Source organism: Affinundibacterium danionis, from assembly GCF_042432465.1.
Classification (GTDB): domain Bacteria; phylum Pseudomonadota; class Gammaproteobacteria; order Burkholderiales; family Burkholderiaceae_D; genus Undibacterium; species Undibacterium danionis.
In genome coordinates, this window is the sequence record NZ_JBHLXJ010000009.1 from 249096 (window position 1) to 267127 (window position 18032).

Genomic DNA, 18032 nt, shown 5'->3' on the forward strand with positions numbered 1-18032 from the left:
ACCCTACTTGGTTGGCGTACATCATGTAATTTGGATTAATTTGGGTGCAGTCAAAAATATTTAATAAGAAGTATATGGGAGATCTATGAAAAAATTTACGACCAACACAGTAGCAGGATTACTCATCAGTATAGGTCTGTGCAGCGTGCCAGCATGGGCGGCGACCAGCGTTATGCACGAAACACCATCGAAGACCGAATCGACTGTCAGTAAAGCGAACGCGACTTTGCCAGCGCGTTTGAAAGCGTTGGATAATTTGCTGGTCGAGCAATGGGAATATAGCCTGCGTACCAATCCAGAATACGCATCTATGTTAGGCGATAAGCGTTTCAACGATCAACTGCGCGATTTCTCACAAGCTGCGATTGATGCCAATTTGAAAAAGAGTCGCGAGTTTTTGAAACGCTTGAAAGCCATCGACACCACTGGTTTTGATGTGCAGCAAAAATTGAACAAAGACTTGATGGTCCGTCAGTTACAAGAGGAATTGGAAGGCGCGCGTTTTCAGAATTGGCAAATGCCGGTACTCCAAAATTCCGGAGTACATTTAGATACACCAGAGCTGGTGACGATGTTAAGTTTTACCAGCGTCAAAGACTATGAAGACTACCTTGCGCGTCTGAATAAATTGCCGACCTTGTTTGAACAGACCATAGTGCAAATGCGTAAGGGTGTAAAAAATAAGATCATGCCGCCGCAATTTCTTCTGCCAAAAATCGCGCGTCAATGTGATGACATCGTCGCGATGAGCATGGAAACTTCACCCTTTGCTAAACCGGTCGCGCAGTTTCCTGCTGATATTTCGGAAGCCGATCAGTTGCGCCTGAAGACTGCCATCTTGGCGGCGATACAAACCAAGGTAATACCTGCGTATCAGAATTTTGCTAATTTCGTACGCAGTGACTACGCCCCTTATGGTCGTAAAGACGTCGGTTTATGGTCACTGCCAGACGGCGCTGCTCGGTATAAATTGCAAGTGAAAACGCAAACGACTACCAATAAAACGCCAGAAGAAATTCATCAAATTGGCTTAAGTGAAGTACGACGCATAGAAGCTCAGATGTTAGAAGTGGCAAAAAAATTGGGCTTCGCTGATTTGAAATCCTTCAATACGTCGATGGAAAAAAATCCCGCCTTACACCCTAAATCGCGCCAAGAAATTCTAGATTTGTATACCAAGTACACTGATCAGATGTACACCAAAATTCCAGAATTATTTGGTCGCTTGCCTAAAGCAAAAGTGAGAATTATGGCGGTGGAAGAATTTCGCGAAAAAGAAGCAGCAGGCGCTTCCTACAATCCTGGCGCGGCGGATGGCTCACGTCCTGGTCATGTGATGGTGAACACCGGTGATTTTGCCAATCGCATGACTTTGTCGATAGAGACGACTGCCTTGCACGAAGGCGTACCCGGTCATCACATGCAAATCGCGATTGCGCAAGAATTAGAAGGCTTACCACCTTATCGTCAGCAGGGCGGGAATAATGCTTATGTCGAAGGTTGGGCTTTGTATTCTGAACGCTTGGGACAGGAGCTGGGATTCTTTCAAGATCCGTATAGTTTTTACGGACACTTACAAGATGAAATGTTGCGTGCCATTCGTTTAGTGGTCGATACCGGTTTGCATTATAAAAAATGGAATCGTCAGCAAGTCGTTGATTTTTTCCGTAATCATTCTGGGATAGAAGAAGTGGAAATTCAAAGTGAAACTGACCGCTACATCGTTTGGCCGGGTCAAGCTTTGGGTTATAAAATCGGTCAATTAAAGATTTTAGAGTTACGTGATTACGCCAGCAAAACTTTGGGCACAAAATTTAGTCTAAAAGCCTTTCATGATGAAGTGTTGGGCGCGGGCGCTTTGCCTTTAGATATTTTGGAAACACGTATTCATACGTGGGTGAAGTCGCAGCAATAGTTGATTAATTGGATTTAATAGCTACGGGTGTCAAAATTACATGGTGAATGTGGTTTTGACACCCGTTTTGCTTTAACTAGCTTTAATTTACTTTAACTTGCCGTAAATAAGTTGCCACACTTCAATTGGCGCGAGTAGAATCGAATTTCTCACTTTGATTTTTCAACTCTTTTGGAGCTGCCATGGGTGCCTTTGCGATGCCAGTGTATATGCTGGAATTCACTCCGAAAACCATCTCCTCTTTGCTATCGCAAAATGCGATTGATGGCGGAGAAGTTGACTTAGATGTGTACAATAAAAATGATCTGTCTATCAAGCTCGCAGCAAAGGGGCAACGCCTGAAATCCGATCCTGATATGTTCAGGATTATCACTGTTCACGATGGCGTGACGAACGAACATGATTGGAATTTCACCATCCTGCGTGAATCGGCAGACCGTAGTCGTAAGCGCTAGTGAGTTTCTAGCGACTAGTCTGCGGTTTGCTCAGATTTGAGTAGGGCATCAGCCCTTCCAGCTTCTTTTAAGTCCGGTGTCCGTGTGTACCCAGCCGCCTTTGCTGCTGGCTCTGAAATAGAATCCCACGCCACCTTGTCTGAAGCTTTGAATCAATTCACCTAATACCTCTTCGTGCAAATCACCGATACGAATATCGGCGGCTTTGCCTTCCAGATGTAGGGATTTACGTGCTGCGGGAATTCCTTCTTCACGTAGCCTTTGATTCGATTCTGGTGTGCGGTAGCCAGATAAAACTTCCAAAGGTTTGGTCATGCCAAAGCGGGTAATAAATGCTTGGGTCGCCCACAAGGTTTCTAATAATTTGGGATCAATAGGCGCTGTTTTTTTTCCGTTCACATCGCGCAGCACATGACAAAATTGTTGGTAGGCGCTGTCTATCATGTCGCCATCTTTCCAGTACAGTAATTTGACCCGCTCGCCACTGGCAGGGCGTATCAAATCTAGAGTGCGTGGCTTTAACCAAAAATCCATATCCAATGCCTGAGCATCGAATAGGTCAGGTGGCGGTGTTAGTTTAGTCGCTTTGTTCGTCGTATCCACTTCTTGCGCGATGCTAAGGGCAGCGCGACTTCCTAAAAAAAGTCCACTAGCCGTAAGCAGTAAAGATTTTTTAAAAAATTGGCGACGATTTTGCATGTGATTTTATTTGGCTAATATTTGAAAAACAGTTGGAACAAAAGTTGAAAAAACGCAGGTGAAAAAACAAATCGCGAGCTATTGCTTCCAACATACATTGAATGATGCGATTTTAGTTGAGTATATGCTTTCTTGTCTTGAGTGTTGTACCCAGATGTGAAATTTTCTTTGCGCACTTTGTCCTATAATAGCTAACTCACTTTCCCCCTTCCTTTGATTGCCGCATGTTAAACACCGCACAAATTGAGCAATTTCATCAACATGGTTATCTGGTATTGCCTGGTTTTGGCAGTCTGGAATATTGTGAACAGGTGCTGCAATTTGCGCAGCAACAATTAGATGCGGTTGCATTGCCTATCGAATATGAGGCCGACACCCGCTATCCCGGAGCGCCAGCCTCACGTGACGCTGAAGGTGGACAGACCGCGCGTCGCCTACTACAAGCTTATGCACGCACTCCCTTAATTGCTAACTGGGCTACGCAAGCAGCCTTAGCTGAAGCACTAGGTCAATTGCTGGGAGCTGGAGTTCGTATGTCGCAAGTGCATCACAATTGCATCATGACCAAGCAAGCTCGATTTTCAAGTTTAACTGGCTGGCATAGAGATAGTCGCTATTGGCAATTTCAACGAGCTGAATTGATCAGTGTGTGGTTGGCCTTGCGTGATGAAAAAATTGAAAATGGTTGCCTGTTAGTGCTACCGGGTTCGCATCGCTGGCAGGTTAACGCCGAACAATTGGATAGTGCGCAATTCTTGCGTGCCGATCTGCCTGAAAATCAAGCTTTGCTGGCGCAAGCAGTCAGTGTCCCTTTGCGGCAAGGTGATGTCTTATTTTTTTCCAGTAATTTGTTTCATGCTGCGGGCTGCAATCAAACTCGTGAAACTAAATTCTCTATGGTCTTTACTTATCGCGCTCACGACAATTTACCGGCACCGGATTCGCGCTCTGCCAGCTTGCCTGAAATTGATTTGACCTGATTGGCGTTGTTGAGTTTGCTTATTTTGCTAAGTTAGCTAATTTCGCTAAGTTAGGCAGTTCTCATGAAGCATAGAATTACTTAGTCACGAGAACTGCGGCGGCAGGAGAGCGCCTCAGGCCCTAAATTAGCCGATGCAAATCTAGAAGTGATAAGTCACTGCGCCCACAATACTAGAAGACCTGACATTTTTCGTGAGCGGGCTAGATTTTGCATCACTCGCGAGACGATCACTATTCACCACGAGGCTCAGGGCAGTGCGGTCAGTCACCATGTAAGCAACAAACGCCGAGACATAGGTGTTTCTCAATCCCGCTTTCGCACTGTACTGTGGCAAATGGCTACGTTGTGACTGGATCGCTGTTACACCAAAAAAATCTTGCATATAGTGATCGTTTGCATAGCTAGCGCCTAGGCTAGCTCCGGCGCGCATCCTTGATCCTATGGTTTTACTAAAATTGGCTTCCAGATTAAATAACATGCCGCGATGATCATACCCAGATCCATATGACAGAGAATGGCTAAACCCTATGTTGGGTGTTATTTTGAAATTGAAAAAAGCACTAACTTCTGCACTTTCTTTGATGTCACCCATACCGCGCAAAATCTTAGACCGTTTTTCCCTTCGGCCTAGATTTCCGGTTAAGCGCACACCGTAATCGAAGCTAGGATCAGCAGAAAAGTTGTAACCCACGCCATTAGAGACACCCGCAAACCAGCCGTTTGCCCACTGATAGTCAATGATAGGTACCGCGAGCTTCCAGTTTTCATTTGAGCCTTGGTATTGGGGCGTCGAGATCAGCGCGATACCGGTTAATCCACCATCTTTGCCCGGTGCTGCGGCATTAAGTTGTACTGTATTGGGCATCTGAGCGAAGGCGCATGAGCTGGCTGTACTACATAAGACGGTAGCGCTAAATAAAAATAGGGTACGAGTTTGGCGTAGCATGTCATTTCCTGTATGGGTTAATTGAAGTCATTTTTTTGCCTGCGCTTGACCGGATAGTTCGCCGTTTTTTGGGTGAAATAAGTGCAAAGCAGAGCGGCCGAAGTGTAAAAAATGCTTACGTAAAAAACACTTGGAATGAGACGAGTAGAATCGATGATGTCGTCAACGGCGAAAAAAACGGCGTGAACTGAATGGGAAAGTAGCTAGTGGTGTTGTTTAAAAAACTGAACAGTTAAGTTCGGATATTTCCGGTATTTGCCAGCTTGATTGGCATGATGAGTTTTATTTCAGCACATGGGCTATGAGAGAATCAATAGCGGCAGAGCGAGGCAGGGAGCGGATTAACCCCGTTTTTTTCAGGAGCGGGGTTATTGAACTTTAGTGCGCATTGAGGCCGCACCATGCTTGGGTGCGAGCCTCAAGTAAAAAAGGGGGGCGAAAAAGTGTCGTACAGTACTACCGGACTGAGTTATTGCAGTTTTTTGAATTCTTCCAAAATATTGACGCAGGTAGCGCCAGTGTTTTTTACGTATTCTTGGTCGAAGGAAATAGCATTCTGTATCGCGTCTAATATCTGTTGCCCTTGTTGTTCACCTTCCGCGATTTTCTTTATGGCTAAGGCCAAACCCGCGGTATAGATCAGGTAGTTATTACGTTGAAATGAGACTGCATCTAGCAATAGTAGATTGCTAGCGTTTAATGCAGTCAAGTAGGCCATGTTGTCGGCACAAGCGTCGGCATTATCTTCTTTGGTTGCAGGAGAATTTTCTGGCTTGATATCCTTACTTTGGTACTCAAAGGAGCGCCCTATTTTGTCGGTGATCATTTTTGTTCTCCCGAGCTGCCATTTTTTAGTTGTGCTAGCTTAGCGGTAAGCGCATTAATTTGTGCCTGTAATTCTTCAATTGATGGCGTTCCGCTTGCGTCATTTGACTGGTTGCTATTGAATAATTGAGTGACCGCTAGTGTCGTGGCTGCCTGATAGGCAACATTTGCCTGTTGTTGTGCATAGACTGCATTGGCAGCGGCCATTGCTACCGAGTTGCCTATGGTCTGGTAAAGACTTCCCATTGCCATCGCTGGCGCTTCCGCTAATACTTTTGTGTTAGTTATCGTAACGGCATCTGTGATTTGTGAATTGACGGTATCGCTCATGACAGTTTCCTTTTGGAAGTTATGTTACTCAGTGTATTTAGTGACGAATGTATCCCTAGACAAAAGTGGGAAATTGGATAGATTGGAATTTACTAAATATGACATAGTATTTAGTCATAATCAAATACTTTAGAATTTCTGCTAAATGGCGCTTGGCACTTTGTGTTGTGCAGTGACGAACAGTGCGTGAAAATTGTGTCCGTCACTGTGAAAAACGAATGTTTGTTCAAGCTTTCGCTGGGAAATTTCTAAAATTTATACTCTACGCCAACCGAGGGAAAGAGCGGCATTTGCGCTTCTGGTTTTCGTGTTTTGTAGTCAGCGCTGTATTCATATCGGCCTATGTTTTTGCGTGCATAGGCATTGATGATTTCGGCGTAGTAAGAGAGCTTATCGCTATAGCGATAATCCATACGTAAATCTAAACGATGATAAGCCGGAAAGCGTTCTGAATTCAAAGCACCGTAAACGGGACGGATGCGACCATCGGTGTCTTTACGTGTGCCAATGATAGGAGTGTCAGGCTGCCCAGTGTGGTAGCTCCAGCGCGCGCCATACTGGAATTTTTCTGAAGGCTTATATTGAAGTACCGCGTTGGCAATGACGGGCTGATCGTAAGCGAAACTGAAATTCTCCCCCGTGATATCGTTGTGACGTTTGGATTTAGAGACGCTGACAGAAACAAAACCTGATAAGCCGTAGCCCATGTCTTTTTTCACCAAGACTTCTAAGCCATGCGCGCTGCCGCTGGCACCGTTGCGATAGTTTTCTATCGCGTCGCTGACGACAAAGTGGTCGAAGTCTTTTTTATAGACTTCGGCGCGCCATGACCAGCCTTGGGTTAAGTTTTGTGCTACGCCAAAGGCTATCTGTTTGGAACGTACTGATTTGAGGTGCGGATTGCCGATTTCCGTTAAGGTTTGCTCTCTAGCGGGTTCTTGGTGGTGCCTGCCCACAGCCAAGGAGAATATAGTATTAGGTGTGAAGCTGTATTCAAGCCCCAGCCGTGGATCAATCACGTTTTGTTTTAAATAGTCGTCGCGTGTGCTTCTAAGGCCGCCCGTGAGTGCCCATTGCGGTGCAAAAGTCCAGCGGTCTTGAATATAAACCGCAGCCTGATTGTCACGCTGATCTCGTTTGATGGTGGCGTAGTTGGCGCTGGTCGCATCACAATTGGGATCGAATTCAGTGCAACGCGGATTTTTGATATCGACATCTAACTTGATCAAATTAGAGCTCAAGTTGACACCCGTCGTCAGCTCGTGATTTTGCCCTAGTGTGGTGCTAAATTTTTCTCGCAAATAGTGTTGAGTTGAAGTGACCGCGTAACTTCCCGCGCTACCAATGCGTGTCTTTTCGTGACTCACCATTTGACCTAATGCGATTTGATTGCTGGTCTTAGCATTGGGTTCTGATTCTAGTACCACCGCCATATTACTGAAGGAATTGCCGATTGAACTTTCTCCCAACAAAACGGGATCATGCTGCACATCAATCGACTTTTCTTTCAAATTGTATTTGACACTATCTTGTGCGGTAGAGAGATCAAAACGTAAGCGATTTTTTTGATTGATATTCCACAAAAAACGTCCTTGCACATCGCTATACGAGGGGAAAGTAAAACTAGTGCCTTCCTTTTCATCTTTGATTTCTTTAACAAACAAATCAATGATACTGCGGCGCGCCGATAAAAAGAATGAAGTATTCTCAGATAAAGGACCTTCCACTAAGACGCCAGAATTTAACAGACTAGCGTTCACTTTTCCGCCGATACGATCGGTACGCGGTGCGCGTAAAGCCACATCAAATACCCCACCAATAACGTCGCCATATTGGGGACTCCATGCCGCGCTATACAAATCAAAACGACGAATTAAATCAGGATTGAACACACTGACAAAACCACCCATATGAAATAAATAGCCGACTGGCAGCGTGTCGACATAATATGCGTTGTCGCTGGGTCGTGTACCGCGAACCGCTGCACCGCCATCACCATCATTGCCGCTGGCGATGCCCGGTAAATTTTGCATACCTTTGAGAGGATCGCCACTGGAACCCGGCATTCTCGCCAGCTCTTCACCACTTAAACTATTTTTTCCTACGCTACTTTGAATCGGCTTCACTGCCTTGATCGTCACTTCTTGTACTTTTTTAGGATCTTGTGTTTCTTCTTTTTGTTCAGCAACTTGTTGCGCATTGACATTCATCGTTAAGCTACAACCCGCACATAAAATAACAAAAGCGGCATTAAAATGGCGTAAAAAAACATGAGGTCCGATGTGGCTCGGCGAACTACGATGTGAGTGAAGTGGCGAGTGAGGTAGTGAGTGCTGTAGTGAATTTCGATGAAGCGATGAGCCAGCGGAGCGAGTGTGATTGTGCATAAGTATTCAACAAGATAAATTTAAGAAACCGAAGATAAACCTGCGCGATGTACGGGATCGACATCGCGAGGTCGGATTGTTAATTTGAGAAGATAAAATTTCGTTGAATTTTTACGAGGTATTGCCAGTAGCTACTTTGCGTAGCCTGCTACGCATCCCTGTGTAAATTTACTAATGCAACTAATGCGGCTATGCATTTTTGAGAGGGGGGAAAGCCTGCATTGCTGGCAGCGATCCTCCGTACAACAGCGGAAACCTTATACCCGCTCAGAACTGGCATAAGTTCTTGCTCAGGGATTTATCTTGACCGTTAAACTCAGTACACAACTTATTTGAATATTGAGAATATCGTATTTGAAATTTCAAGTTGTTTGATCTCTAGTTCAAAATCGCTGAACTCGCCGAGTTAAACGGTTGCACAACTTAGTTGAGCCTAAAATATCAATCTTATTGATCATTTAAGTGTAGTCTTGGTTTGCACTCGCGGTCCCAAAATATCTCAAAGGGGAAAAATAATGACATTCGAACTTGCACCGGTCGGATTTAGTGCGTACGTGGTATTAGTTGGAGTCACACTTGTTGCCGCATGCATTCCCTTGCTGTGGTTGCGGAAAGAGGGTGTCGCCTTGGCATGGAAAAAGTCGGGTATCGCAGCATTATTTGTTGTACCTATAATGCTCGGGATAGCGCTTATGATGTCTGATAATGCGTTTGTATTAAGTGGGAAAAGTTTATTGGTTCGTGCCGACTATTTTTATAACTACGCACGTAGCCTAGATAAGTTTGATTTGAGCCGTGCACAGATCGGACCTTACCAATCTATTCCCGATGCGAAGTTAAGTTGGCGTCGGAGTGGTGTTAGTTTGCCTGGAATTAATGCGGGACATTTTTCTACTCAGGATGGACAAGTGATCTTTGTGGTGCTTACAGATCGTTCTCAGGTACTGTATTTGCCAGCTAAGTCAGGTACCTCATTGCTTGTAAGTGTAAGCAATCCCAATGCTGTGCTTGATGCTTTAAAGCGCGCTTAATCTGCAAGTTAACTTGATGTGACAAGCTTATCGCAGTGATGTAAATGTTTTCGTCATTCTATGAAGTAAATTAGTTCTGTGGCACTACAGCAGTTTGTTCAAGCGCCCATCTGCTATTTTAATAAAGAGAACGGGCGCAAAAGTCCGAATTAATTTATTCTTCTAAAATCTCCAACCCAATCAACTCCTGAATACTCTGACGCCGGCGTATCAAACGCACCTCACCACCATCCACCAACACTTCAGGAATCAAAGGTCGTGAATTGTAATTCGACGACATGCTGGCGCCATAGGCACCTGCGTCGTGGAATATGATTAAGTCGCCCACTTCGCATGGCGGTAAATCTTGATGCGTGACTACGCCGCCTTCTTCTTGAGTAAATACATCGCCTGATTCGCACAATGGGCCGGCAACTACGGTGGGTCGCGTTGCACCTGTGCGTAAATTACCGTCCGTAGTGTGTGCGGTAATTTGGTGGAAGCTGCCGTACATAGAAGGGCGTACTAAATCATTAAAGCCCGCATCGACAAAGACAAAGTAATTGCTACCAACCTGTTTTTGCGCACGCAATTCGGAGATCAGAATGCCTGATTGCGCAACTAAGAAACGACCGGGTTCAATTTCCATACTGATTTTGTGACCCAGATGCGCTTCGATTTGGGTGCGGGCTTTGTCCCAGATCTCGAAATAATGGGTCGTGTCGACGTCAGGTTCGTCTGCTTGGTAAGGAATGGACAAACCGCCACCTATAGAGATGGCTTCAATATCAATTGGGCAGGCTTGGACTTGGGCGATCATTGCATCGCACACTTGTTGCAGGTGATCGTAATCCACACCTGAACCTATGTGCATATGCAGGCCTATTAGTTTTAAGCCGTATTGTTGAATCAGTGCGTAGGCTTGCGGTAGTTCTTCGTGCCAGATGCCGTGTTTGCTTTGTTCGCCGCCGGTATTGGTTTTGCGGCTGTGGCCGTGACCGAAGCCGGGATTGATTCTGATCCAGACTGGATGACCGGGATGGGCTTGTCCCAATTGCTCTAACATCTGCGGTGAGCCGCAGTTGACTGGGATGTTGAGTTCCACCACACGTTTTAAGGCGTGTTGGTCTAGCAGGTCAGCGGTAAACACAATAGGTGCATGTGTTGCGTCCGCTTGCGGATCAAAGCCTGCTACCAGCGCGCGTTCCACTTCACCTAAAGAAACCGAATCCACTAAGACGCCTTGCTCACGCATCAGACGCAAGATATGGATATTACTGCAGGACTTTTGCGCAAAACGGATGACGTCGAATTGGCGCAAGCGCTCAATTTGTGAACGTATCATTTGTGCGTCGTAAGCCCAGCAAGGGGTTTGAAACTCATGCGCGATGTGGCTGATGTGGGCGGCGGTGATGGCGTTTTTCATGTGAAAGATCTCGTTTTGATGAGAAGAAATGAGAATTGGAATTGCATTACTGTAGCGCGTACAATACAAAAATTGAATGGGCATTCAAAGGTGAGAGATTGCTTTCGCCGTGAATTCGTCAGAATTTCCGAGGTTTTGCTTATGAATCCAAAAATTGACCAATACGATCAAAAAATCCTGCAATTGTTGCAAGAAGACGCACGCATGTCGCATGCCGAGCTAGGGCGTCAAGTGCATTTGAGTCAGCCTGCCGTTTCTGAACGGATTAAACGCTTGGAGGCGAGCAATATTATTCGCGGCTATCGCGCTGATATTAATCCTAAAGCGCTCGGTTATGAAATCACCGCCATGATTCGCGTCTCGACTCAGCAAGGCCGACCCTATGCACAGTATGTCGCTAGCTGTCCTGAGATTATTGATTGCTATACCGTGACAGGTGAGGATGGTGCGGTGATGCGGGTGTTGGCGAGTGATGTTGAACATTTGCAGCGTATTATTAATGAACTCAATGCTTTCGGTTCTACCTCTACCGCTATCGTATTGACCACGCATGTTTCTGGCAAAGCTATCGCCGTACCATCGCTCAATGAAAATAAGGATTAACGTGAATTGAGCCCAAAAGTATAGTTTGTTCGCCCAGTGTCCATGACCGTCCGTATAGTGGTCGCGGACATCTTGTTGTTCTCACCTGAAATAATAAATACGCCATAAAATCAAATGCTTAGCGCAATATTTTGAGTTGGCATGCTTCCTGCTAAAGAGTGCTTGTCCGTGATAACTTTTTAGTGAGAAGCAATATGATTCGTGATACTTCAGGTCAAGATGCCGTGATTGCAGCGCCACCGCTTTGGCGTCGTAAGAAACTGGTGGTGGCGGTTGTCTTTGCCATCGCTTTCCTTATTCTTAGTGTTTTTTTGCTGCGTGCATTTGCCAGTAGCAGCAAATCGATTAACGCCTCTCGCATCAAAATCGCGCAAGTCACACGTGGGACTCTAGTACGCGATGTTGCAGTGAATGGTCGTATGGTCGCCGCCATCAGCCCGACCTTATATTCAACTGCGCCGAGCACGGTCACTTTGAAAGTCAAAGCCGGTGACATGGTCAAAAAAGGCGATATCGTCGCCGAATTGGAGTCGCCTGATCTGACCAGTTTGCTTAAACGTGAGCAAGCCAATTATGATCAACTTGAGGCCGAAGTGTCGCGCCAAAAAATTCTTGCGCGCAAACAAAAATTGATCGCGCGTCGCGACGCGGATCAGGCTGAAATTGAGCGTATCACCGCCGCTCGTACTTTCGAACGTTTTGAAAAAGCTGGTCCTTCTGGTGTGATTTCCAAGATTGATTATATGCGTGCGCAAGACGCGTTAAAAACTGCGGAAATTCGAGCAAAGCATGCAGAAGCCGCGACCGGCTTAGAAAATGAAGACGTCGATTTAAATCTCAAAACTAAAAGCGCGCAGTTAGAGCAACAACGCTTAGTACGCGACGACGCAAAACGTAAAGTGGATGAGCTGCGCCTGAAAGCGCCTGTCGATGGCATGGTAGGTACCTTATCTGTCGCCAATCGCAGTGTCGTTGCTGCCAATACCGCCTTGATGACTTTAGTCGATCTATCTCAACTAGAAGTGGAATTGGAAATTCCAGAAACCTATGTGGCTGATTTGGGTTTAGGAATGACGGCAGAAATCACGATTAACGGCGTCAGCGCAAAAGGCAAACTGTCGGCGCTGTCTCCGGAAGTAGTGAAAAACCAAGTGTTGGCGCGAGTACGTTTTGATGGTCCTCAACCATCCGGATTACGCCAAAGCCAACGTGTGTCAGCACGCCTATTAATAGAAGAAAAACCGAATGTCTTGATGTTAGCGCGTGGTCCTTTTGTTGAGAGTGAAGGCGGTCGATTCGCCTATCTGGTGCAAAACAATATTGCCACCCGCATTCCTTTTAAATTAGGTGCCACGAGTATCTCGGCTGTAGAAATTTTATCGGGTTTAAAAGAGGGCGATAAAGTCGTTGTAGCAGGAACTGATCAGTTTGAAAATGCAGAAAAAGTGTCACTGAATAACTAGTTAAATTTAAACCAAACGCCAAAATTCAAAAAAAGGAAATGCCATGTTACATATGAAAAATTTGAGCAAAGTGTATCGCACCCACATGATAGAAACCCACGCACTGCGCGGTTTTGAAATTCACGTTAAGCAAGGTGAATTTGTGACGGTAACTGGACCATCGGGTTCTGGTAAAACGACTTTCTTAAATATCGCTGGATTGTTAGAAGAATTCACCGGCGGTGAATACTATCTCGATGGTATTAACGTCACGCGCATGGACGACAATGCGCGTACCAAAATGCGTAACGAAAAATTGGGTTTCATTTTCCAAGGCTTTAATCTAATTCCTGATTTGAATTTATTCGACAATGTCGATGTACCTTTACGTTATCGCGGCTTAGCGGCGAAAGAACGTAAAGAGCGTATCGAAGACGCCTTAGCACAAGTAGGTTTGTCCTCTCGCATGAAGCACTATCCGGCAGAGTTGTCCGGTGGTCAGCAGCAGCGGGTAGCGATAGCCCGTGCATTGGCCGGTTCTCCCAAATTATTGTTAGCCGATGAACCGACTGGTAATTTGGATACCCAAATGGCGCGTAGCGTGATGGAATTGCTGGAGGAAATTAACGCCAGAGGTACCACCATACTGATGGTGACTCATGATCCCGAGTTGGCGGTGCGTGCCCAACGTAATGTCCATATCATTGATGGCCAAGTATCGGACTTGGTACGTAAGACGCCTAGTCTCGTGGTTGATCACCACAATGTTGAAACCAATTTGCATATTGCCTAAGCCAGATAGGACTCATCATGTTTCGATACTATTTTTTTCTTGGCTTAAAAAGCTTACGCCGCAATCCGGTTCTGACCGCATTGATGGTCTTGACGCTTGCGATTGGTGTGGCTGCTAGCGTTTCTACTTTAACGATATTGCATGTCATGTCGGGTGATCCTATTCCACAAAAAAGTGATCGTTTATTTACGGCGATTCTCGATCCGGGACCAAAGGAAGGTTATACGCCAGGTGACGAGCCGAATGATCACCAATTTACCTATAAAGATATCAGCAATCTACTCTTGAGTAAGCAAGGCGAACGTCGTGCCGCGATGTATGGGATTGAGGCAACGGCAGAGCCGGAGCGTAAAGATCTGGGGGCGATGTCGATGGAAGGCTTAGCCGTTACCGCAGACACCTTTGCCATGTTTGACATTCCCTTTGTTAGTGGACAAGCTTGGCAAGCTTCCGAAGATAAAAATTCGGCTGATGTGGTGGTGTTGAGTAAAAAAATGGCTGAGAAGCTTTTTGGCACAGTCAATCCTGTGGGGCAAAAGCTGCGTATGTTAAAAGGCGATTTTACGGTGATAGGTGTCAGTAACGATTGGGCGCCTAAACCAAAATTTTATATTTTTAATGGTCGTGAAGGCGCATTTACGGAAGAGCCAGATTTTATGCTTCCCTTGAGTAATGCGATACGCCGTGAAACTGCACATAGTGGCAGCATGGGGTGTACTGGACGCTCAGAACCAGGCTGGGAAGGGCGCTTAAATTCTGAATGTACTTGGTTTCATTTTTGGTTCGAATTGAAATCACCAAGTCAACGCGCAGAATTGCAAAATTATTTGGACAGCTATGCCGCAGAGCAGTTTAAGTTAGGCCGTTTTCAACGTCAGGCAAAAAATCGCTTATTTAATGTGCGTGAGTTTTTGGTCGAAATGCAAGTGATTGGCGATGATAGTCGTCTGTCAGCATGGTTAGCGTTTGGCTTCCTCTTGCTTTGCCTAGTCAATACCGTCGGTTTATTACTGGCGAAGTTTTCAGTACGTGCTTCGGAAGTTGGCGTTCGACGTGCGCTGGGAGCATCGCGTAAGGAAATATTCACGCAATTTTTGATTGAAACTGCAGTGGTTGGCTTGGTTGGCGCATTGCTAGGCGTATTACTGGCAGCCGGTGCTTTGCAGTTAATTGCATTGCAGTCGAAAGATTTAGCAGTGGTGGCACACATGGATTGGGCGATGTTAGGTTTGACTTTCCTCATGTCAGTGAGTGCAGCGATGATCGCGGGTTTATTACCCACTTGGCGTGCTTGTCAGGTGACGCCAGCGATACAACTGAAATCTCAATAAAAGTGGGAACAAAATACTATGAATACATTATTTGAATTACGCCCGATTTTTTCGGCCATGATGCGTAATAAATTGGGGCCGGTACTAGTAGCGATACAGGTCGCTTTGAGCTTAGCCATTCTGGTGAACGCGATTTATATTGTTAATCTGCGCCTTGATGTTGCCGCGCGTCCGAGTGGCATTGCAGATGAGCAGGAAGTTTTCAGGGTGAATGTGAGAAATCAGATTTTAGGTGGACACGAAGATCAGATCGCTTTACAAAAACGTGAAGCCGATACGATACGTGCAGTACCAGGTGTCGTGTCTGTCGCACGTGTTAGCTCTTTTCCTGTATCGCGTTCGGGTAGCAATACCTCTGTGTCTGTAGATCGTAAACAGGACGTGCCAACTGCTACAACCGGTATGTTTGTATCACCCGACTCACTGATTAAGACCTGGAAATTACGTCTAATAGAAGGACAAGATTTCCAAGCAGGTGACTTTGTCGAAATTGATCCTAATATTAAAGTGGAGCCTTCGAAGAAAGTGATCGTGAGTAAAGCGCTAGCACAGAAGTTGTTTCCCGGTCAGTCTCAATTCGTGGGAAAAGAGTATTTCTTCGGCACCGGGAGTAATGCGAATGCGGTAACCATCATAGGTGTGGTCGAAACTTTGCAGACATCTGGCGCACAGGCTACCTCGAATGGTGAATTTGCGACTATCTTGCCAGCACGGGTGACCGGACAAATTTGGGACGGTTATGCGGTGCGTGCAGAACCTGGGCAACGTGATCGTGTGATGAAGGAAGTCGAAGAAGCCTTGCGTAAAGCCTCGGCAACACCTATTTATGCCAAAGCAACGAGCATGGAAAAATTCCGTACCGATCGTTATCGTAGTGAGAAGGGTTTGGCGTGGATGTTGTTGGCCGTGAGTCTATTATTAATTGTCGTGACGGCTAGCGGCATCGTCGGTATGAGTACCTTGTGGGTCGCGCAGCGTCGTAAGCAAATTGGTATTCGTCGTGCTTTAGGTGCTCGTCGTATCGATGTCTTGGCCTATTTTATCGCCGAAAATTGGTTGATTACCACGGGTGGTATTGTATTTGGCATCGCTTTGGCGCTAGGTTTAAATTACGTGTTGGTAGGACAGTTTGAATTGCCAAAACTGCCAGTCAGCTATCTTTTCTTGTCGCCTTTGGTATTCTGGATACTAGGTGTACTCGCGGTGTATGCACCAGCTTGGCGTGCCGCAAGTATTTCTCCTGCGACAGCGACCCGTGGCGTATAGTATTAAATTTAGCTAGTTCCAGTTGCCAACAAGGCTGCAAATGAGTTGGCTATCAGTTGGTGAGTTCGTAGGGCGGGTGCAACCCGCGCTGCTCAGGTGCATGATGGTCTGGCGGCGTGGGTTGCACCCGCCCTACAATTTGTACTTCTCACTTAGAATTCGATCAACGACTTGTGTAGACATCTAACCTGATTATTTTGAAGTTAATCTCATGCCCAGTGTTTTAATTATTGATGACAATCCTTCTATTGCGATGGCACTGGATGTGCTGTTGTCTTTGCACGATATCAGCAGTTTCAGTGCGCAGTCCCCCGAACAAGGTCTGGCAATGCTAGAACAGCATGCGATTGATCTGGTGATACAAGATATGAATTTCACGGAAGACACGACTTCAGGTGAGGAAGGTGTGAGCTTATTTAAAAAAATTCGCGCTCAGCATCCTGATTTACCCGTGATTTTATTGACCGCTTGGACCCATCTTGATGCGGCGGTTGATTTGATTAAAGCTGGCGCGGCTGACTATTTGGCAAAGCCTTGGCATGATCAACGTCTAGTGGCGAGTGTCAAAAATCTGATTGAATTGGGGCAGGTGAATCGTGCTCTGCAACACCGTGTTCAACGCGAGCGTAAGCAAAAACGCGAATTAGAAACCAAGTACGATCTGCGTGATTTTGTTTGGCAAGATCCAGCTACTGAGCGTGTCTTAGGTATGGCTTGTCAGGTCGCGAAATCGGATGTGTCGATTTTAATTACCGGCCCGAATGGCGCAGGTAAAGAGCGTATTGCAGAAATCGTGCAAGCCAATTCTAAGGTCAAAGACGGTCCGTTTGTTGTGCTCAATTGCGGGGCGATTCCCGCTGAATTAATTGAGGCTGAATTGTTCGGTGCCGAGGCGGGCGCCTACACGGGCGCGACTAAAGCACGCGAAGGCAAGTTTGAAGCAGCTGACGGTGGGACTTTATTTTTAGATGAAATCGGCAACCTACCTTTGGCTGGACAGATTAAATTATTACGCGTATTAGAAACGGGGCGTTTTGAACGGCTGGGTTCGAATAAAGAGCGTCAGGTTAAAGTGCGAGTGATCAGTGCGACCAATGCTGATTTGCCGGCGATGATTAAGGCCGGGCAATTCAGAGAAGATTTGTTTTATCGCTTAAATGTGATTCAATTTAATTTACCCTCGTTGGCAGAACGTCCAGATGATATTTTGCCGTTGGCACATGCTTTTTTGGAAGAAGGCAAATGTCTCAGTGGAACAGCGCAATCTAGTTTGCTATCCCACACCTGGCCGGGTAATGTGAGGGAATTAAAAAACGTCATGCAGCGCGCTTGTTTGCTCTCAAGCAGCGATGAAATAAAGGCGCAGGATTTGGGTTTGCCTGTCGTTTCTAATCTTGTCACCAGTAGCGAGGCGGAGCCAGATAAAGAGGCGATAGAGCAGGCATTGAGTAAGGCGCGTGGCGTAGTCGCCCAAGCGGCTGCCGATCTGGGTTTGAGTCGTCAGGCTTTGTATCGACGTATGGAACGTCTCAATATTTCACGTTCCTAAATTGCGCTTAGTACCATTTCGTCCTATACGCTAGTTTGCGATGCCATGGAGTCGCTAATCAGAGGCATAATCT

Annotated in this window: 16 protein-coding genes; 10 read left to right on the forward strand and 6 right to left on the reverse strand. The window is 46.0% G+C overall.

The window, feature by feature from the left end; translation table 11 throughout:
• Positions 1-85: 85 nt before the first annotated feature.
• Both ACFFJH_RS09325 and ACFFJH_RS09330 read left to right on the forward strand, forming a co-directional pair.
• Complete coding sequence (locus ACFFJH_RS09325) at positions 86-1915, forward strand: DUF885 domain-containing protein (protein ID WP_390211856.1); 1830 nt, start codon at positions 86-88, stop codon at positions 1913-1915.
• A gap of 182 nt (positions 1916-2097) precedes the next feature.
• Positions 2098-2370 carry a hypothetical protein gene (locus ACFFJH_RS09330; RefSeq protein ID WP_390211857.1) on the forward strand — a complete coding sequence of 91 codons (273 nt, stop codon included), beginning with the start codon at positions 2098-2100 and terminating at the stop codon, positions 2368-2370.
• A gap of 48 nt (positions 2371-2418) precedes the next feature.
• Here ACFFJH_RS09330 and ACFFJH_RS09335 read toward each other — a convergent pair whose 3' ends face one another.
• Complete coding sequence (locus tag ACFFJH_RS09335; protein ID WP_390211859.1) at positions 2419-3069, reverse strand: YcbK family protein; 651 nt, start codon at positions 3067-3069, stop codon at positions 2419-2421.
• Between the two features lie 224 nt (positions 3070-3293).
• Here ACFFJH_RS09335 and ACFFJH_RS09340 point away from each other — a divergent pair, with 224 nt between their 5' ends.
• Positions 3294-4049, forward strand: a complete 756-nt coding sequence (locus tag ACFFJH_RS09340) for a phytanoyl-CoA dioxygenase family protein (RefSeq protein ID WP_390211861.1) — start codon at positions 3294-3296, stop codon at positions 4047-4049.
• Between the two features lie 141 nt (positions 4050-4190).
• Here the strand turns inward: ACFFJH_RS09340 and ACFFJH_RS09345 are convergent, their stop codons facing one another.
• From ACFFJH_RS09345 to ACFFJH_RS09360, 4 genes are all read right to left on the reverse strand, one after another.
• The gene (locus ACFFJH_RS09345) at positions 4191-4997 is read right to left on the reverse strand and encodes a MipA/OmpV family protein (protein ID WP_390211862.1); all 807 of its coding nucleotides are present in this window, start codon (positions 4995-4997) and stop codon (positions 4191-4193) included.
• Between the two features lie 469 nt (positions 4998-5466).
• The gene (locus ACFFJH_RS09350; protein ID WP_390211864.1) at positions 5467-5823 is read right to left on the reverse strand and encodes a hypothetical protein; all 357 of its coding nucleotides are present in this window, start codon (positions 5821-5823) and stop codon (positions 5467-5469) included.
• Entirely contained in the window at positions 5820-6152 is a 333-nt protein-coding gene (locus tag ACFFJH_RS09355) for a RebB family R body protein (protein ID WP_390211866.1), read from the reverse strand. Before ACFFJH_RS09355 ends, ACFFJH_RS09350 begins: the two co-directional genes overlap by 4 nt.
• Before the next feature lie 248 nt (positions 6153-6400).
• Positions 6401-8362, reverse strand: a complete 1962-nt coding sequence (locus ACFFJH_RS09360) for a TonB-dependent receptor plug domain-containing protein (RefSeq protein ID WP_390211868.1) — start codon at positions 8360-8362, stop codon at positions 6401-6403.
• 692 nt (positions 8363-9054) lie between these two features.
• Between ACFFJH_RS09360 and ACFFJH_RS09365 the strand changes: the two genes are divergently transcribed.
• Positions 9055-9570, forward strand: a complete 516-nt coding sequence (locus ACFFJH_RS09365; RefSeq protein ID WP_390211869.1) for a PH domain-containing protein — start codon at positions 9055-9057, stop codon at positions 9568-9570.
• 154 nt (positions 9571-9724) lie between these two features.
• Here the strand turns inward: ACFFJH_RS09365 and lysA are convergent, their stop codons facing one another.
• On the reverse strand, positions 9725-10975 hold the full coding sequence (gene lysA, locus ACFFJH_RS09370) for a diaminopimelate decarboxylase (protein ID WP_390211871.1): 1251 nt from the start codon (positions 10973-10975) through the stop codon (positions 9725-9727).
• Between the two features lie 141 nt (positions 10976-11116).
• On the opposite strand from lysA, the gene ACFFJH_RS09375 reads away from it, so the two are divergent.
• From ACFFJH_RS09375 to ACFFJH_RS09400, 6 genes are all read left to right on the forward strand, one after another.
• Positions 11117-11578 (forward strand): Lrp/AsnC family transcriptional regulator, encoded by a 462-nt coding sequence (locus ACFFJH_RS09375; RefSeq protein ID WP_390211873.1) that lies wholly within the window; start codon positions 11117-11119, stop codon positions 11576-11578.
• Positions 11579-11772: 194 nt separating this feature from the next.
• The gene (locus tag ACFFJH_RS09380) at positions 11773-13041 is read left to right on the forward strand and encodes an efflux RND transporter periplasmic adaptor subunit (RefSeq protein ID WP_390211875.1); all 1269 of its coding nucleotides are present in this window, start codon (positions 11773-11775) and stop codon (positions 13039-13041) included.
• 43 nt (positions 13042-13084) lie between these two features.
• Positions 13085-13813 (forward strand): ABC transporter ATP-binding protein, encoded by a 729-nt coding sequence (locus ACFFJH_RS09385; RefSeq protein ID WP_390211877.1) that lies wholly within the window; start codon positions 13085-13087, stop codon positions 13811-13813.
• Positions 13814-13830: 17 nt separating this feature from the next.
• A complete protein-coding gene (locus ACFFJH_RS09390; protein WP_390211879.1) occupies positions 13831-15144 on the forward strand; it encodes an ABC transporter permease in 1314 nt (437 codons plus the stop codon).
• 18 nt (positions 15145-15162) lie between these two features.
• A complete protein-coding gene (locus ACFFJH_RS09395) occupies positions 15163-16410 on the forward strand; it encodes an ABC transporter permease (RefSeq protein WP_390211881.1) in 1248 nt (415 codons plus the stop codon).
• Between the two features lie 211 nt (positions 16411-16621).
• Positions 16622-17959: a sigma-54-dependent transcriptional regulator gene (locus ACFFJH_RS09400; RefSeq protein ID WP_390211883.1), complete on the forward strand. Its 1338-nt coding sequence runs from the start codon at positions 16622-16624 to the stop codon at positions 17957-17959.
• The last annotated feature ends 73 nt before the right edge of the window (positions 17960-18032 follow it).

Coding starts and splice junctions, on each gene's coding strand:
- ACFFJH_RS09325 (WP_390211856.1), top strand. CDS start 86: ATGAAAAAATTTACGACCAACACAGTAGCAGGATTACTCATCAGTATA.
- ACFFJH_RS09330 (WP_390211857.1), top strand. CDS start 2,098: ATGGGTGCCTTTGCGATGCCAGTGTATATGCTGGAATTCACTCCGAAA.
- ACFFJH_RS09335 (WP_390211859.1), bottom strand. CDS start 3,069: ATGCAAAATCGTCGCCAATTTTTTAAAAAATCTTTACTGCTTACGGCT.
- ACFFJH_RS09340 (WP_390211861.1), top strand. CDS start 3,294: ATGTTAAACACCGCACAAATTGAGCAATTTCATCAACATGGTTATCTG.
- ACFFJH_RS09345 (WP_390211862.1), bottom strand. CDS start 4,997: ATGCTACGCCAAACTCGTACCCTATTTTTATTTAGCGCTACCGTCTTA.
- ACFFJH_RS09350 (WP_390211864.1), bottom strand. CDS start 5,823: ATGATCACCGACAAAATAGGGCGCTCCTTTGAGTACCAAAGTAAGGAT.
- ACFFJH_RS09355 (WP_390211866.1), bottom strand. CDS start 6,152: ATGAGCGATACCGTCAATTCACAAATCACAGATGCCGTTACGATAACT.
- ACFFJH_RS09360 (WP_390211868.1), bottom strand. CDS start 8,362: ATGAATGTCAATGCGCAACAAGTTGCTGAACAAAAAGAAGAAACACAA.
- ACFFJH_RS09365 (WP_390211869.1), top strand. CDS start 9,055: ATGACATTCGAACTTGCACCGGTCGGATTTAGTGCGTACGTGGTATTA.
- lysA (WP_390211871.1), bottom strand. CDS start 10,975: ATGAAAAACGCCATCACCGCCGCCCACATCAGCCACATCGCGCATGAG.
- ACFFJH_RS09375 (WP_390211873.1), top strand. CDS start 11,117: ATGAATCCAAAAATTGACCAATACGATCAAAAAATCCTGCAATTGTTG.
- ACFFJH_RS09380 (WP_390211875.1), top strand. CDS start 11,773: ATGATTCGTGATACTTCAGGTCAAGATGCCGTGATTGCAGCGCCACCG.
- ACFFJH_RS09385 (WP_390211877.1), top strand. CDS start 13,085: ATGTTACATATGAAAAATTTGAGCAAAGTGTATCGCACCCACATGATA.
- ACFFJH_RS09390 (WP_390211879.1), top strand. CDS start 13,831: ATGTTTCGATACTATTTTTTTCTTGGCTTAAAAAGCTTACGCCGCAAT.
- ACFFJH_RS09395 (WP_390211881.1), top strand. CDS start 15,163: ATGAATACATTATTTGAATTACGCCCGATTTTTTCGGCCATGATGCGT.
- ACFFJH_RS09400 (WP_390211883.1), top strand. CDS start 16,622: ATGCCCAGTGTTTTAATTATTGATGACAATCCTTCTATTGCGATGGCA.